We start from the raw sequence: 15,677 nt of genomic DNA on the forward strand, positions 1-15,677 counted from the left end.
GGCGATCTTTTATGCTGGCCGGTTAAGCCAACGATCGAGGCCGCGAGCCGCCGCACGCCCTGTGGCAAAGCAGGCGGTCAGCAGATAGCCCCCGGTCGGCGCTTCCCAATCGATCATTTCGCCGGCGACGAAGGTGCCGGGCAGCGCTCTTAACATGTATTCGTCATCGATCGCGGACCAGGCGATGCCGCCGGCGGAGGAGATGGCCTCGGCGATCGGGCGTGGGCGGATGAGCGGGATTGGCAACGCCTTGATCAAGGCCGCAAGTTCTGGAGGCGGCAAGCGCGCGGCATCAGGCGAAACCTCACGCAGCAGCGCCGCTTTCACTCCTTCGAGCCCGGCCCCCTTGCGCAGGCGGTTGGAAAAGCTGGTCTTGGTGTCGAGGCGGCCAAGGTCTTTTGCCAATTTCCCGACGGCACGTCCCGGGGTGAGGTCGACCACCAGGTCGGCCAGTTCGCCGCGCGACAGCCGGTCCCTGAGCGCGCTCGTGTGCGCATAGACGAGACTGCCTTCGATGCCGGTCCTGCTGATGACGAATTCGCCCGGGACGGTGCCGGCTTCCGACGTTGCGGTGACGCCCTTCAGCGCGGCGCCAGCAAAGCGATCGCGGAAGGTCTCGCTCCAGTCGACGTCGAAGCCGCAATTGGCGGGCTGGAATTTGGCGACAGACACGTCCCTCTGTTCCAGCCAGGAAACCCAGGCGGCATCCGACCCGAGACGCGGATAGCTGGCGCCGCCGAGGGCGAGCAGAGTCGCATCTGCGCTGACAAGCGTCTTGCCGTCCGGGGTATCGAACGCGGGTGCTTTGCCTTCAAAGCCAGTCCAGTGGTGCCGCGTCAGGATACGAACGCCTCGGCTTTCCAGCGACTTGAGCCAGGCGCGCAGGAGCGGCGACGCCTTCATCACCTCCGGGAAGACACGGCCCGAGGAGCCGACGAAGGTCCTGGTTCCGAGGTCTGCCGCCCATTGCCTGATGTCATCGGGCGTGAAGGCGTCCAGCGCCGCACGCAATCGCGGCGAGGCATTGCCGAAGCGCTCCGCAAAGGCCGTATAGGGCTCCGAATGGGTGATGTTCAGGCCCGACTTGCCGGCCAGCAGAAATTTGCGCGCGACCGTCGGCATGCTGTCATAGACGGTGACCGCGTGGCCGCGCTCGGACAGCACCTCGGCGGCCATCAAGCCGCTCGGTCCGCCGCCAATGACGGCGATGTTCTTTTGTCCCATGCGCTTTGCCCGGTCACAGATTTCGCTTCGGCGCACTCTTGGCCCGGCGGCGCGTGGCACGCAACCCCCGTCAGATGCCGCTATCGGCGATGGGCGCCGTTGAGCTTCTTCTCCAGCCACAGGCTGTAACGCGAACCGGAAAAGCAGATGGCGAAATAGACCAATGCCGCGAAGATATAGGCCTCGCTGTAAAAGCCGAGCCAGGCGGGATCGGTGGCCGAGGTCTTGGCGGCATTGAGCAGATCGTAGATGCCGATGACCGCAAGCAGCGAGGTGTTGAGCACGATGCCGATCGACAGGTTGACGATGGCCGGGATGACAGCTCGCAGCGCCTGCGGCAGCACCACCAGCCGGAGCATCTGGATCCGGCTGAGGCCAAGCGACAGCGCCGCCTCCTTCTGACCCGCCGGGATCACCTGCAATCCGGCGCGGATGATCTCGGCGAGGTAGGCCGAGAAGAACAGGGTGACGCCGATCTGCGCCCGAAGCAGCTTGTCGATGGCCGCGCCGCTCGGTAGCGCCATCGGCACGATCAGCATGGCGACATAGAGCACGGCGATCATCGGCACACCGCGCAGCACTTCGATGAAGGCAATGGCCAGGGAGCGCACGAGCCCCATGTCCGACTGGCGGGCAAGCGCCAGCAGCAGCGCGATCGGAAAGGCGAAGGCAAGGCCAGCGATCGAGACTGTGAGCGTGATCGGCAGCCCGCCCCAATGATTGGTCGAGACCGGTTCCAAGCCCGACGTCCCCGCCATCAGCAGCCAGATGCCGACGAGCGCCAGCAACCAGACCGGCACCAGGCGGAAGCTCCAGAAACGGGGAATGGCGGAGACGGTCAGGAGCGCAGCAATGAGGGCGATCACCAGCGCCGGGCGCCATTGCAGCGGCGGCGGGAAAAAGGCGAAGAGCATGAAACGAAACTTGGCGCCGACAAACGCCCAGCAGGCGCCCGCCGTTTCCGTGGCGCAATCGGCCGCGGTGCCGGTCCAGACGGCATCGATGACGGCCCAGCGGACAAAGGGAAGTGCAATCCAGAGGATTGCGGCGAGCGTCGCCAGCGTGACGAGGCCATTGGCCCAACCGTTGAAGAGGCCTTCACGCCAGCGGTGCCAGTCGGGCGCGACCGGCGGCGCAAGTTCGATCTGGCTCATCGTTTTCCTTCTCCGCGCAGAACGACGCGCCGGTTGTAGAGGTTCATGAGGGCCGAAACCGCAAGACTGATCGTCAGGTAGACGACGCCGATGATGATGATCGCTTCTAGAGCCTGACCGGTGGTGTTGGCCGTCGTGTTGGCGACGCTGACGAGATCGGGGTAACCAATTGCGACCGCGAGGCTCGAATTCTTGGTCAGATCGAGAAAGCTCGAAATCATCAGCGGCGTGATCACCCGAAGCGCCTGCGGCAGTACGACGAGGCGCATGATCTGCGCGGGCTTCAGCCCGAGTGCGCGAGCGGCTTCCCATTGACCCGATGCCACCGACTGGATGCCGCTGCGCACGATCTCGGAAATCGAAGCGGAGGCATTGACGACGAGGCCGATCAGCAGCGCGGCGAATTCCGGGGTCAGCGATAGGCCGCCGCGAATGTTGAAGCCGCCCTTGGCAGGCACTTCGACCGATGCGCTGAAGCCGAGGGATACGAGAGCGAAATAGAAGATTGCCAACGCGCCGAGTACGGTGCCGGCGGTTTTCGGCAGATAGAACGTCGCGCCCGCCAGCAGGCGCCTGGAAATGACGAGTGCCGCGAAGACGGTCAGGAGCACCGCGGGCAGCCATACGGAGGCCGGCAGACCGTCGACCGAAAGCGAGGGCAGAAAGACGCCGCGATTGCTGAGGTAGACGCTGCCCAGAAACGTATAGGCGCCGCGCGGCGGCGGAAGCGCGCGGATGATCGCACTCCACAGGAACAGTTGCAGCAACAAAGGCGTGTTGCGCAGAAGCTCGACATAGCCATGGGCGAAGGTCGCTAGCAGCAGATTGCCGGACAGCCTGAAGATGCCGAGTGCGACACCGAGCACGGTTGCAAGCAGACATCCGACGAGCGCGACCTTGACGGTATTGGCGATGCCGGCGGCAAGCGCCCGGGCGTAGCTGTCGCCGGCCGCGTAAGGAAGAACGCTTTCGCCGATCTCGAAATTGGCCTGATGGGAGAGGAAGGCAAAGCCCGGCGTCAGTCCCATGCGGTGCATGCTCTCGGCGGTGTTCTGGCCGAGAAAGGCAAAGAGCAGCAGCACGCCGACAAAGAGCAGGCCTTGCTGCAAAGACAGCGGTCCGATCCAGGACAGGAGGCGCGAGACGGGTCCGGGCCCCGAAGGGCCCGGTTGGAGTTGGCGTGTCATGGGAAGGACCATGAAACGGCTCAACGGAACGGCGGCGAATAGAGCAGGCCGCCGGCCGTCCAGGGCTGGTTGTAGCCGCGCTCGAAGTTGAGCGGCGTGCCCTTGCCGACGTTGCGCTCGAAGATCTCGCCGTAGTTGCCGACGGTCTTGACGATGTTGTAGGCGAATTTCGGATCAAGGCCGATCGCTTCGCCGAGCGAAGGATCGACGCCGAGGAAGCGCTTGATCGCCGGATCCTCGCTCGCAAGGAACGTGTCGACGTTCTCCTTGGTGATGCCGAACTCTTCGGCCTGGATCGTCGCGTAGACCGTCCAGTTGACGATTTCGAGCCACTGGTCGTCACCGGCGCGGATCGCCGGCGCCAAGGGCTCCTTCGACAGGCGCTCGGGCAGAAGCACGTAATCGTCGGGCTTGGAAAGCTGGGTGCGCTTGGCCGCAAGGTCGGTCGCGTCCTGGGTCAGGGCGTCGACGCGGCCCGAGTCGAGCGCCTTCAGGAACTCGCCGGTTTCCTCGATCGTGACCGGCGTGAAGGCCTTGCCGGTCTTGCGGAAGAAGTCGGCGATGTTGAGTTCGCCGGTCGTGCCGCTCTGGACACCGATCGTCGCGCCGTCGAGTTCCTCGCCCTTGGCTACGCCAAGGTCCTTGCGCACCAGCAGTCCCTGGCCGTCGTAGAAGACGACGGGGCCGAAGTGGAAGCCAAGCTTGAAGGCGCGGCTCACCGTCTGGGTCACGCCGGACAGCAGGATGTCGAACTCGCCGGACTGCAGCGCCGGCAAGCGCTGCTGCGGCGACGAGTTGGTGAACTCGACCTTTTCGGCATCGTTGAAGACGGTGATGGCGATGGCGCGGCCGAAATCGACGAAGAAGCCCTGCCAGCGGCCGTTGCTGTCGGGTGAGAAGAAGCCCGGCGTGGTGCCGACGCCGACCTTGATGACGCCGCGCGCCTTGATCTTGTCAAGCGTTTCGCCGGCAAGCGCCGAGGTGGCGATGAGGCCCGCCGCCAGCGCTGCCGTCGCGGCAAAGGCTTTTGTGAAAAGTTTTCGGTGAGTGGAAGTTCGCTGCATGAGGGTCCCCAAAGCCAAAAGAATGTCATTGCGCCACCGGGCGAAGCCGTTCGGGCGTGAGTAAAAATTAAATCTATAGAAATTATATAATAGGTATTTTTGTGCGAAATTGGCGCGTGGCCCGAAACAGATTTCGCCGCCTCGTTTTTGCCGGGAACGTTTTTGACAAGAAGCCAGCGATTGATGGCGGCGACCCCCGAAGGCGTCAATTTCATTCGCCCACGATCGATGGCCCGCAAGCTGCAGCGCGAACCTCCGGCTGCATATGCAGGCCTATGCCTCTTGTTGAGATCGGCGGAAGCTCCTAGGTTCCGCCCGTCGATTGGTTTATCTCCTTGGCGATGCAGCTTTTTGCGGGAAATTGGCGGGAACGGATGGGATGGGGCGCGCCGGTGTCGGTCGCCCTGCACCTCGTCGTAGCCCTTTTTCTTTTGTACGATCTGCCCTTCGAGCTGCCGACGCCGCCGAAGGAGCAGACCGTCAACGTCGAGCTCGTTCCGCCGCCAGCAGAGGCGAAGGAGCCGAAGAAGGCCGAGCAGAAACAGGCAGAGCAGAAGAAGGCGGGGCCGAAAAAGGGCGAAGAGAAGAAGGCTGAACAGCCAAAGCCGCAGCCCAAACCCAAGCCCCAGCCGAAGGCAGACCCGAAGCCGCAACCCAAGCCGGCGCAGCAACTGCCGCAATCCTTCGCCTCGGCCATGGCCAAGACCAAGCAGGACAACAAGGAGGCAGAGCTTCCGCCGGCTGCGCGCGAGACGGAGAAAAAGACGGAGGCGTCCGAGCCGGCAAAGGCGGTGGATGACAAGGCAAAGCCGGCGGATAAGCCGGCAACCGTGTCCTCGACCGAGAAAAAAGAACCGGTCAAGGAACCGAAACCCCCGTCAACGCTTGCCGTGCCTGCGAGATCCACTGACAGCGCCACACAGAAGGCGGATGAAAAGGCAGCGGCGACGGTAGCCGAAGCCAAGCCTGAAGCAAAAGAAACGCCTGACGCCAAGCCGCAGACGGTCAAATCGGAAGACGGGACGGCAAAGGCAAAGCCGGCCGATGCTGCGGCAAAGGTCGAACTCAAGCCCGTTCCAAGCAAATTGACGAAAGCAAAAGAACTTTATTCTGCAAAATCGATTGCCGATCCGCGGGTGAAACAGGCCCTGATCAACCTGCCGGTCAAGAGGCGGATCCTGCAACTGTGCAATCTCGAGGCGCTGGAACAGATCCGCAGCCAGCGGCCGGATACCCCGCCCGAAGGACTGGTGCCCTTCGGGCCGAGGGGTGGCTTCATCGCCAAAAACCGTATGGACGCCAGCGGTGGGGCCTACCAGAACAAATCGAACTGGTACGACGTCGACTTCAATTGCGTCGTCAATGAAGATGCGACCGAAGTGACCTCCTTCAGCATTGCCATCGGTGGCGAAGTGCCGAAAGCTGCCTGGAAGGAGCGGCGGCTTCCGGGGAATTGATCCTTCCGACACGGATGGGGGCATGTCGTTGTCCTGACCAAACCCCCTTCCGCAACAGCGCCCCACTGCGTGCAGCGCCTGTTGCCAGACGTCACGGATCGCCGCGCTGCACCTAGAACATTCTTGCCTGCCGGACTCTTCCGAGCCCGGCAGGCGCGAGTGCGAGTTGCCACTCTCGCACCAAGCTGGCGCGGATGTTGTTACTCCGCCGGTTGAAGAGCCCGCTCGCGATAGACCGAAACCAGTGAGGTGCCGAGCATCGCGGCAACCGCCGCAAAGAGGAAGACGCCGGCCGGGCCCTGCAGTTCGACAAGGAGGCCGCCGAGGATCGCCCCGGTGGAAATGGCGATCTGGAAGGTGGTGAGCGTCGCCGCTCCAGCACCTTCGGCCTCATCACCGGCCGCACGGCTCAGGAACGACTGGACGCTGACCGGCAGGGCGCCGAAGGCGAAGCCCCAGGCCGCCGTGGCGACGATGGCGACGGCCGGCAGCGCGCCCGCCAGGGCCAGGACCAGCGTGGTGGCAGCGACGCCGGCGGCCGCCGACATCATCGAGAGCCGCGTGCTGCGCTCGGCGAGGAAGCCGCCGGCAATGTTGCCGAAGAAGCCGCCGATGCCGAAGGCGAGCAGGATCGCGGTTATCGCCTCGACGCCGAACTGCGGCACCTGTTCAAGGAACGGGCGGACATAGGTGAAGCCGGCAAAGTGGCCGGTGACGACCAAGAGGATGGTCGCAAGGCCGAGCCGGATCGCCGGGCGCTTCAGGACGTTGAGGATCGTGTCGAGGCCGGTTGTGCCGATGGGAGGCAGGCGCGGAACCGTTAGCGCCTGGACGATGAAGGTGACGATCCCGACGGCGGCGGCAAGCAGGAAGGCGTAGCGCCAGCCGAGCGTCGCGCCGATCCAGGCGCCGACCGGGGCCGCGCAGACGGTTGCGATTGAAACGCCGGACATCACGATCGCCATCGCCCGCGGCATCAGCCGGCCGGGAACGAGCCGCATGGCGAGCGCCAAAGACAGCGCCCAGAAACCGCCAAGGCCGATGCCGAGGAGGAAACGGGCGACGAGCAGCATCGAAAGGCTGGACGCGAAACCGGCGATCAGGCTGGAAACGATGAGCAGCGCGGTTAGGGACAAGAGCACGTTGCGGCGGTCGAAACGTCCGGTATAGACGACGATCGCTGGGCCGGCGATGGCCGCGACCACGGCCGTCGTGGTGACCGACTGGCCGGCGGCGCCGACGGTCACGCCGAGATCCGCCGACATCGGCGTCAGCAGACTTGCCGGCAGAAACTCTGCCGTGACCAGGCCGAAGACCCCGAGCGACAGGGAAACGACAGCCGCCCACAAGGGCTTGTCCCGTTCATCCGCCTGTCCCGTGGGCTTGGCGACAATACCATCCATGACTTTCATCTCCATTGCATGTGATGATGAAAATATGCATGGCTCTCTGGAGTTTCTATGCTAGAAAATCCAAAACACTGTGCTGTTTGTCCAAAGGTGAGATGTAGTATGAGCGATGCGCTGACGGAGATCCTGCGCGGCCTCAGGCTCGACGGTGTCGAATATGGGCGCTGCCAGCCCTGCGCGCCATGGGCGACCTCCTATCCCGAACAGGAACCGGCACGATTTCATTTTCTTGCCTCCGGTTCCGCCCATCTGCAATCGCCAGATGGTTCGTGGATGGAGTTGACGCCCGGGGATGCCGTGCTGTTGCCGCGGGGCGATGCGCATGTGCTCGCGAGCAAGCCCGGCCTGCCGACGATATCGATCCGCGACCTGCCGAAACGGCAGCTTTGCGACGGCATCGTCGATGTGCAGTGCCCCAACTCGGACAGCCAGAACCTGCTGTTCTTCGCAGTGATGCAATTCAACGTCGACCGCCTGCATCCGCTTTTGCAGCTGATGCCGTCGGTCATGCGCACCAGCGATCTTGCCAAGAGCGAGCCGTCGATCCCGTCGCTTCTCGATACCATGACGCGGGAGGCCGCGATGCAGCGCGTCGGTGCGGGCGGTATCCTGGCGCGCCTTGCCGACGTGCTGACCGCCACGATCATCCGCGCCTGGGTGGAACACGGTTGCGGCACGTCAACCGGCTGGCTTGCCGCCGTGCGCCATCCGGAGGTGGGCCGGGTGCTCGCCGCCATCCATCTCGACCCGACGAAGGACTGGACGGTGCCGGAACTGGCAAAGCTCATGGGGGCGTCGCGCTCCGGTTTTGCCCAGCGCTTCGCCGATACGGTCGGTGAGACACCGGCCCGCTACGTGGCACGCATGCGCATGCACCAAGCGCATCAGTGGCTGCGCGAAGGAAAACGGGTCGCCCATGTCGCCAACCGGCTCGGTTATGATTCCGAGGCGTCCTTCAGCCGCGCCTTCCGCAAGATCATGGGCGCGCCGCCGAGCCATTCACGAAACCTGATGCCCCCGTCCGAGCAGATCGCTTCGTGAACGACGCGGCTGGAGGACACTAAAGCGCGCCGCGATCTTTCAGATCCACTCCGTGCGCTTTAGGTGATTGATCTGTCGCATGTCGTAGTCGCAAAGCCGCTGCGCACTTTTGCGCGACATGCTCTAGAACCTGATGGCGAGATCGGCCCGGACGCCGTGATCGCGAGCCGTCGAGGCGATTTGCCCCTGATAGGCGATGCCAAGCGTTGCCGCCGGAGTGATGGCAAAATCGACGCCAGCCTCGATGAGGGCGCTGTCGCGCGCGATCGGTGCGCCGGCGACGGAAAAGGCGTCGCTGCCGGAAAACGCCTGAACGACGGCTGGTGTAACGTCGCCATAGGCGTGTCGCCAACCAATGAGGCCGCGGGCCGTCGCTTTTGCTGTTCCAAGATCGAAATCGGTGGCGAGCCGCAGGCCGAGCGTGGTGAAGGTCATGTCGTCGGAGTCGCCGCGCACAGACAGGGCCGCTGCGCCCCCCTTCTCCGTGAAGCCGTCCGTATGCACGTTGACATAGGCGAGATTGGCAAAGGGCTCGAAGGAAAGACTGCCCGCCTCCAGGCCATAGCCGACTTCGCCGAACACTTGGGTGGTGCCAGCGCGGTAATCGGCGGTCAGGCTGTCGACGAGCGCCGGCGACAACACATTGCGGCTACTGTCGATTTCGCTCCACGTATAGGCAAGGCCGGAGCGGAACGACAGGGCGCCCCACTGCGTGCCGCCATAGACGCCGAGGTGATAGTTGTCGCTGGAGGCCGACGAACGGCGGTCGTCGACCTTGAAGCTCGACGAACTGTAGCCGGCGAGGAAACCGAGCCTCCAGTCATCGTAAACGAGGCCGTCCAGACCGGCGACGAGGCCGCCGGTGGAACGTGATAACTCGGCGGCGTTGCCGTCGCTATCCGTATGGCCCCAGGCGCCGAAGGCCGAGCCCCAGGCCCCCGACTGCCCCGTGGCCGCGATCGACCCGGTCGTGAGGTCATCGGTGGCCACGATCGGCCGCGCCTTCGCGCCGACCGTTTCGAAGGTTGAGCGTAGCCGGTCGTTCATCTGGTTGCCGATCATCTGGCTGTTCTCGATCAGGCCGGTCACGGTCGAGCCGTAGACTTCGCCGGGCAGCTGACCGAAAAGATCGGCGGCGGTGCCGGCATCAAGGGTCACCGCGAGATCATGCAGCGATCGGCCAAGGCCGAGGCGCTCGATCGCTCGAGCAGCGGCTGCCCCGTTGGGGGTTGCCGTAATATCCGCGAAGGCGACGCCGTTGCGGGCGACATCGAGATAGACGGTGGTCGGGTCGTAGGCGAGCGCGAGATCGAGGAACGCGTAACAGCCGCAATCGTCCTCGAAGCGGCCCGTCACGCCACCGGCTGCGGAGAGGATGGTGTGGCGGCCATCACCCTTGTAGTTTTCCGGGGGCACCTTGACGTCGACCACCCCGGCGACTGCCGCGGTACCGGTGACGTCCAGTCGGCTTGTGCCGTCAGGCGCATCGAGATGGACGAGCAAGCCCGCTCCCGCTCTCTGGCGATAGTCACCTTCGACGGTGAGAGTCCCACCGTCCCGACCCCAGCCTGCTATCACGGCACCCGCATTGTCTAAGTTGCCGTGGATCACGCCATTGCCGGAGAGGGTGCCTTTTTCGCCGACGAAGCTGTCTGAGGCGACGCTACCGCTGATCGCCAGCACACCACCGTCTACGCGCGTGTCGCCTTGATATGTATTGTACCCGTGCAGCATTAGCACGCCATCGCCTGATTTGATCAGGCCACCTTGGCCCGTGATGTCGTTCGACCAGCTGCTCTGGCCGTCGGGGACGCCCGCGTGAAAATCGCCCCAGTCGAACTTGCCCGGGCCACGCACCGCCCTGCCGGCGCTGACGAGGCCATAGCCGAAGATTGCGTCAACGCCCGGATCACCGGAATCGGTCGCCGTCCCCAGCAAGACCTGCCGCACCTGGTGCATCGTCATGTAAGGAAAAGCCTCTGCAACCAAGGCTGCCGTGCCCGCAACGAAAGGGGCCGCAAGCGACGTGCCGGTTTTCCTGGAGTAGCCGCCGCCGGGCGTTGCGACCATGATATTGCCCTCCGGGTTGGCCCATACCCATTCGCCTTTCTCTTCGTCCCATCGCTCGACATCGTCGCCCCCAGGTGCTGCGAGGCACCAATTCATGCTGAGACCGCATCGGTTTGACCAATTGGCTATGCGCGAGGGGCCGGTCGCAACGACGGCCAGAAAGCCTGGCTCCAGTTCCGGAAACAGGTATGGCGCGCCTGCCAACAACGAGGGCTCTGCTCCGCCCGCATTACCGCTTGCGAAGATCAGGAGCGCCCCCTGGGATGCCGCATAGCGATAGGCGGAGAGATTGCCCGGCATTTCTGCTTCAAACTGTTCGGCAGACAATTCGCCTGCGAACCCACCGCCGTAGCTGTTGTTGATGATCCGCACGCCCTGATCTACCAGCGCCCGAATGCCATAATTGGTCGCATCGAAATCGACATAGCCCGGCTTGTCCGACGCCCCCACGGCGACGATCGTTGCGCCGGGGGCGATACCATGCATGCCGACCCCGTCGCGATTGGCGGCAATGACAGAGGAAACCATGGTGCCGTGGCCCTCGGCGACCGAATTCCACGGCTTGTCCGGGTTGAAGGTAATGCCTTCCGCATAGCGCCCGGCAAATTCCGGATGCGTGATGTCGAGGCCGCTGTCGACCACGCCGACCTTGATGCCGCTGCCGTCGTAACCCAGCATGTAGGCATACTCTGCATGGATCGCCGCCAGTCCCCATTGTGTATTGAATTCCGGCGTGCGCCAGGTCACCGGATCGCGGGGGTCGCCACCTTCTGCGGCAGGCGCGGCAGATGACAAGGCGGTCGATAGCATCAGCGTGGTAAGGTGGATGGCGGTGCGGAAATTCTTGTTCAAAGCAGTCCCCAATGGCCGGCGACGTGGCGCGGGGCGCGCAAGACGTTGAAAGGACATGGAGTTCACGACGCGGGCCGCGCGAAACTATCCTTGGCAACCGTCCGACGAAATACGGCAGTTGCCGTATTTCGTCGGACTGCTGGTCGCATGGCGGGAGGTGTGGTTCGTCGCACTTGCTGATCGTGACTGCATGCCGTGTCTGCGATCGAACGGCGTTCTGACGCGCGGCCCGTTGGCACATAAAGGCTATTTGCGTCACCGCGCTCAGTGATCCCACGAGATTGGTGGATAGTCAGAAAGGGCGGTGAATCCATCCACCGCCCCTCCTCATTGTTTCACTGTGCCGGCTGGCTCTCAGCCGGCAGCACGGCCGCAGGCGAACCGGGCGCGGGCTGCACGGTGCTTTCCACCGGTGGCACCGGTGAGCGCGTGCGCAGCGTCTCGGCGCGATGGCGGCCGACCGAAACCCAGAACAGCGCGACGAGGGCGACAATCGTCACGGTCACGGTGACATAGCGGATCCAGGTCGGGGCGTGGCCGCCGGGGTCGATGTGCTTCTCGTCGATCTCGCGCTTGCGGGTGATCGCAGCCGAATAGAAGACGATCGTCGAGATCACGAAGATCAGCGACCAGCGCGTCTGCTCGCCATCGGAACCGATCAGCGCAACGAGGCTATAGATCGCGGCCGCGAGGCCGATGATGACGTACCAGTTGTAGGTGCTTGCCGGCATCTTCTTATAGCCGAGCACCTTGATGGAGATCGCCGAGTAGATATAGGGCAGCAGCGTCATGATCACTGCGATCGAGGCGATCTTGCCGAACTGCTCGCTGGCGGTCGGCGACATCGTGGCGAAGACCTGCACAGTCATGATCACGGCAACGATCGCAAGGCCGGCCGAAGGCACGCCCTTGGAATTGACCTTGGCGAAGATCGAGCCGAAGAGGCCGTCATCGGCGGCGGCCTTTGCCGTCTGACCGACGAGCAGCGTCCAGCCTGCAAGCGAGCCCAGGCAGCCGAGTGCGGCGCAGATCGCAACGACGGCACCTGCTGTATCGCCGAGCGCCAACCGCGCGGCGTCTGCGAAAGGTGCCGAAGACGCGATCAGCTCCTTGTTCGGGATCATGCCCATGATCACCGTCGACGACAGGATATAGGCAACGGCCGCGAGAATGACGCCGCCGACGGTTGCGATCGGCACGTTGCGCTGCGGGTCGCGCACGACGCCCGCCGAGACCGACGCGCTTTCGACACCGATGAAGGCCCAGAGCGTGAAGTTGAGCGTCGCCATGATCGCCGCCCAGCTGTCCTTGCCCGATACGTTCCAGCCCTCGGAGAAGGTCGCCGGCGAGAACCAGAACCAGCCGAAGATCGCCATGCCGAGGATCGGCACCAGCGCGAAGGAGGTGGTGAAGGATTGCAGCCGTCCGACAACGTTCGGGCCGAGGATGTTGGCGTAGGTGAAGAACCAGATCAGCGCCACCTGCGCCAGCGCCGAGACCAGCGGGTCGCGCAACATCGGGAAGAAGGCCGTGAGGTAGCCGAGACCGGCGACCGCAAGGCCGACGTTACCAACCACATTGGCGAGCCAGTAGATCAGGTTGGTCTGGTAACCCATGTAGTCGCCGAAGGCCTTGCGCGTGTAGGCGTAAGGCCCGCCGGCGGCGGGATCGATCGCCGCGAGCTTGGCGAAGGTCAAAGCCAGCGCGATCGCGCCGGCGATCGTGATCAGCCATCCGAAGACGGCGATGGAGCCGACTGCGGCAAGGTTTGCCGGCAGCATGAAGACGCCGGAGCCCATCATGTTGCCCGCGACCATCAGGGTCGCGGGCACGAGGCCGATCTTGGCGGATTCCGCGACGCCCGCGGATGTGGTTTTGGAAGCCGTATCGACAGCAGCCATTGTTCTCGCTCCTGAAGCCGGGTCAGCGGGTCAACACATAGACGCGGTAGAGGCCGTCCTCGACCTCCACCCCGTGCGTGTCATGGGTGAAGCCCGGGAACCGGAGATCATAGGCCTCGAGCGCCTTGAGGTAGCCGAGGACCGGACCATCGGCAGGCCCGGCGTTTTCGCCCGGCATGAGAAGCGGGATGCCGGGCGGATAGGGCACGACGCCCGTTGCGACCGTGCGGCCGGCCAGATGGTCGAGCGTCACCTGTTCCACCTCGCCGCGCACCAGCCGCTCATAGGCGCGCACCGGGCTCAGGTCCGGATGTGGCAGGACAGAGAAGCCGGCGGCCATGGAGGCGGTGGTCTTCAGTTGGTCCATCGCCTGGAACATTGTGTCGGCGAGATCCTTGAGACCCATGCCGGCGTAACGTTCCGGGTGGTCCTCGATCAGCGACGGGATGGCCACTTCGAGCGTGAGGTTGGCGTCGTAGTCGCGCTTGAAGTCGCAAAGCGCGCTGACAAGCGAGCCCCATTTGCCCTTGGTGATGCCGAGCGAGAAGAGGAAGAGGATGGTGAAGTCGGTCGTCTTCTCGACAACGATGCCGCGGGCATCGAGATAGGCGGTGACGAGGCTTGCGGGGATGCCCACCGGCATCAGCCCGCCGCCGGGCGCAACACCCGGTGTGACGATCGAGACCTTGATCGGATCGAGCATGCAATAGCCGTCCTCGATCTCGCCGAAGCCGTGCCACGCTGCCCCGGGCTTCAGCACCCAGCAGGACGGATCGGTCGCGAGGGATTCCGGCGAGGCTTCATGGAAGGGGCTTGTGCGGCCGGTTTTCGGGTCGCGCACCGTATCCGGCTGCCAGCAATCGAAGAACCAGTCGCCGCGCTCTGCCGCGTCGTTGGCCAGCCGCGACATCATCAGGCGGAACGCCACGGCTTCCTCGATCGACTCGTTGGTGAGCGCCGCGCCGCCGGGCCCGTCCATCATCGCCGCCGAGACGTCGTTCGAGGCAATGATCGCGTAGTTCGGCGAGGTCGAGGCGTGCATCATGAACGTCTCGTTGAAAATGCCATGCGGGATCGGCTTGCGGCCGTCGCGTACGTGAATGAAGGACGCCTGAGAAAGGGCCGCCAGCAGCTTGTGCGTCGACTGGGTGGCAAAGACCGTCGGCTTGTCGGCCGTATGCGCCTTCGGATCACCGTGCATTGCGTGGCGGTCGCGATAGATCGGGTTGAAGCGGGCGTAGCCGTACCAGGCCTCGTCGAAATGCAGGCGGTCGACGCTGGCGCCGAGCAGTTCCTCGACGCGGGTTACGTTGTAGCAAAGACCGTCATAGGTCGAGTTGGTGATGATGGCGTGCTTTGGCTCCTTGTCCGAAAGGTCCGCGGCAAGCGGGTTCTGGTCGATCGCCTTGCGGATCGCGACCGCGGTCAGCCGTTCCGGCGGGATCGGCCCGATGATGCCGTAGTGGTTCCGGGTCGGCACCAGATAGGTCGGCACGGCGCCCGACATGGTCATCGCGTGTTCGGCCGACTTGTGGCAATTGCGGTCGCACAGCGCGATCTGGTCGCGGCTGACGCTCGCCATCAGGATGACGCGGTTGGAGGTCGAGGAGCCGTTGGTGACGTGATAGCTGCGGTGCGAGCCGAAGACGCGGGCAGCGTATTTTTCACTGGCGCCGATCGGGCCGGAATGGTCGAGCAGAGATCCGAGTTCACCGACCGAGATCGAGAGATCCGAGCGCAGCAGCGGTTCGCCGAAGAACTCGAAGAAGGCGCGGCCGGGCGGCGACTTCAGGAAACCCGTGCCGCCGGTGTGTCCGGGCGTGTGCCAGGAATATTCGTGCACTTGGGAGAACTGGGCGAGCGCCTTGAACATCGGCGGCAGCACGGTCGAACGATAGCGCTCGATTGCCGCCTGGATACGGCCGCCGACGAAGTCCATCGTGTCTTCGAGCATCCAGACGAAATCGTCGACCTTCGCCATGATATCGGCCGGAACCGACGAGGCGACGCTGCGGTCGGCGAGCAGCAGCAGCGGAACGGTGCCGTTGCGCTTGCGCAGCGCCTCGACGACGCCGATCGATTGTTCGTGGCCGTCCGACCCGAGATCCCAGTCGACCAATACGCATTGGAGAGCGGGGTCCGACCGGATCACCGCGATGCCGTCATCGGCGCTTTCTGCGGTCACCACCTCGATCTGGCGGCGCTCCAGTTCCGCGATCAGCGACCGGACGGCGCGGCCGGCCGCACTTTCCTCGCTGATTTCGTCATCCAGGACGAGTGCTTTCATGCCGAGACGGCGGTGACCCCTGTTTAACATG

General features: G+C 64.2%; 10 protein-coding genes. 2 read left to right on the forward strand and 8 right to left on the reverse strand.

Annotation, left to right across the window (positions count from 1 at the left end; translation table 11 throughout):
- Positions 1-9: 9 nt before the first annotated feature.
- The 4 genes from FA04_RS21160 to FA04_RS21175 all read right to left on the reverse strand — a co-directional run bounded on the left by FA04_RS21160 (position 10) and on the right by FA04_RS21175 (position 4,629).
- Positions 10-1,224 carry a TIGR03862 family flavoprotein gene (locus tag FA04_RS21160; RefSeq protein ID WP_034790169.1) on the reverse strand — a complete coding sequence of 405 codons (1,215 nt, stop codon included), beginning with the start codon at positions 1,222-1,224 and terminating at the stop codon, positions 10-12.
- Between the two features lie 80 nt (positions 1,225-1,304).
- Complete coding sequence (locus FA04_RS21165) at positions 1,305-2,378, reverse strand: amino acid ABC transporter permease (protein WP_034790167.1); 1,074 nt, start codon at positions 2,376-2,378, stop codon at positions 1,305-1,307.
- Positions 2,375-3,565, reverse strand: coding sequence for an amino acid ABC transporter permease (locus FA04_RS21170; protein ID WP_034790323.1), 1,191 nt, complete (start codon positions 3,563-3,565; stop codon positions 2,375-2,377). The genes FA04_RS21165 and FA04_RS21170 overlap by 4 nt, the downstream gene beginning before the upstream one ends.
- Positions 3,566-3,585: 20 nt before the next feature.
- Positions 3,586-4,629 carry an amino acid ABC transporter substrate-binding protein gene (locus tag FA04_RS21175; RefSeq protein ID WP_034790164.1) on the reverse strand — a complete coding sequence of 348 codons (1,044 nt, stop codon included), beginning with the start codon at positions 4,627-4,629 and terminating at the stop codon, positions 3,586-3,588.
- Between the two features lie 374 nt (positions 4,630-5,003).
- Here FA04_RS21175 and FA04_RS21180 point away from each other — a divergent pair, with 374 nt between their 5' ends.
- Positions 5,004-6,086 (forward strand): DUF930 domain-containing protein, encoded by a 1,083-nt coding sequence (locus FA04_RS21180; protein WP_051659185.1) that lies wholly within the window; start codon positions 5,004-5,006, stop codon positions 6,084-6,086.
- Positions 6,087-6,286: 200 nt separating this feature from the next.
- Here the strand turns inward: FA04_RS21180 and FA04_RS21185 are convergent, their stop codons facing one another.
- Complete coding sequence (locus FA04_RS21185; RefSeq protein ID WP_051659184.1) at positions 6,287-7,489, reverse strand: MFS transporter; 1,203 nt, start codon at positions 7,487-7,489, stop codon at positions 6,287-6,289.
- A gap of 108 nt (positions 7,490-7,597) precedes the next feature.
- On the opposite strand from FA04_RS21185, the gene FA04_RS21190 reads away from it, so the two are divergent.
- Entirely contained in the window at positions 7,598-8,536 is a 939-nt protein-coding gene (locus FA04_RS21190; protein WP_034790162.1) for an AraC family transcriptional regulator, read from the forward strand.
- Positions 8,537-8,659: 123 nt separating this feature from the next.
- Here FA04_RS21190 and FA04_RS21195 read toward each other — a convergent pair whose 3' ends face one another.
- The 3 genes from FA04_RS21195 to FA04_RS21205 form a co-directional block, all read right to left on the reverse strand.
- Positions 8,660-11,458 (reverse strand): autotransporter serine protease, encoded by a 2,799-nt coding sequence (locus FA04_RS21195; protein ID WP_034790160.1) that lies wholly within the window; start codon positions 11,456-11,458, stop codon positions 8,660-8,662.
- 335 nt (positions 11,459-11,793) lie between these two features.
- Complete coding sequence (gene adiC, locus FA04_RS21200; protein WP_051659183.1) at positions 11,794-13,359, reverse strand: arginine/agmatine antiporter; 1,566 nt, start codon at positions 13,357-13,359, stop codon at positions 11,794-11,796.
- A gap of 22 nt (positions 13,360-13,381) precedes the next feature.
- Positions 13,382-15,676, reverse strand: a complete 2,295-nt coding sequence (locus tag FA04_RS21205) for an Orn/Lys/Arg family decarboxylase (protein WP_206615374.1) — start codon at positions 15,674-15,676, stop codon at positions 13,382-13,384.
- Between the last annotated feature and the right edge of the window lies 1 nt (position 15,677).

The sequence above is a fragment of the Ensifer adhaerens genome, assembly GCF_000697965.2.
In the GTDB taxonomy this organism is placed as follows: domain Bacteria; phylum Pseudomonadota; class Alphaproteobacteria; order Rhizobiales; family Rhizobiaceae; genus Ensifer; species Ensifer adhaerens.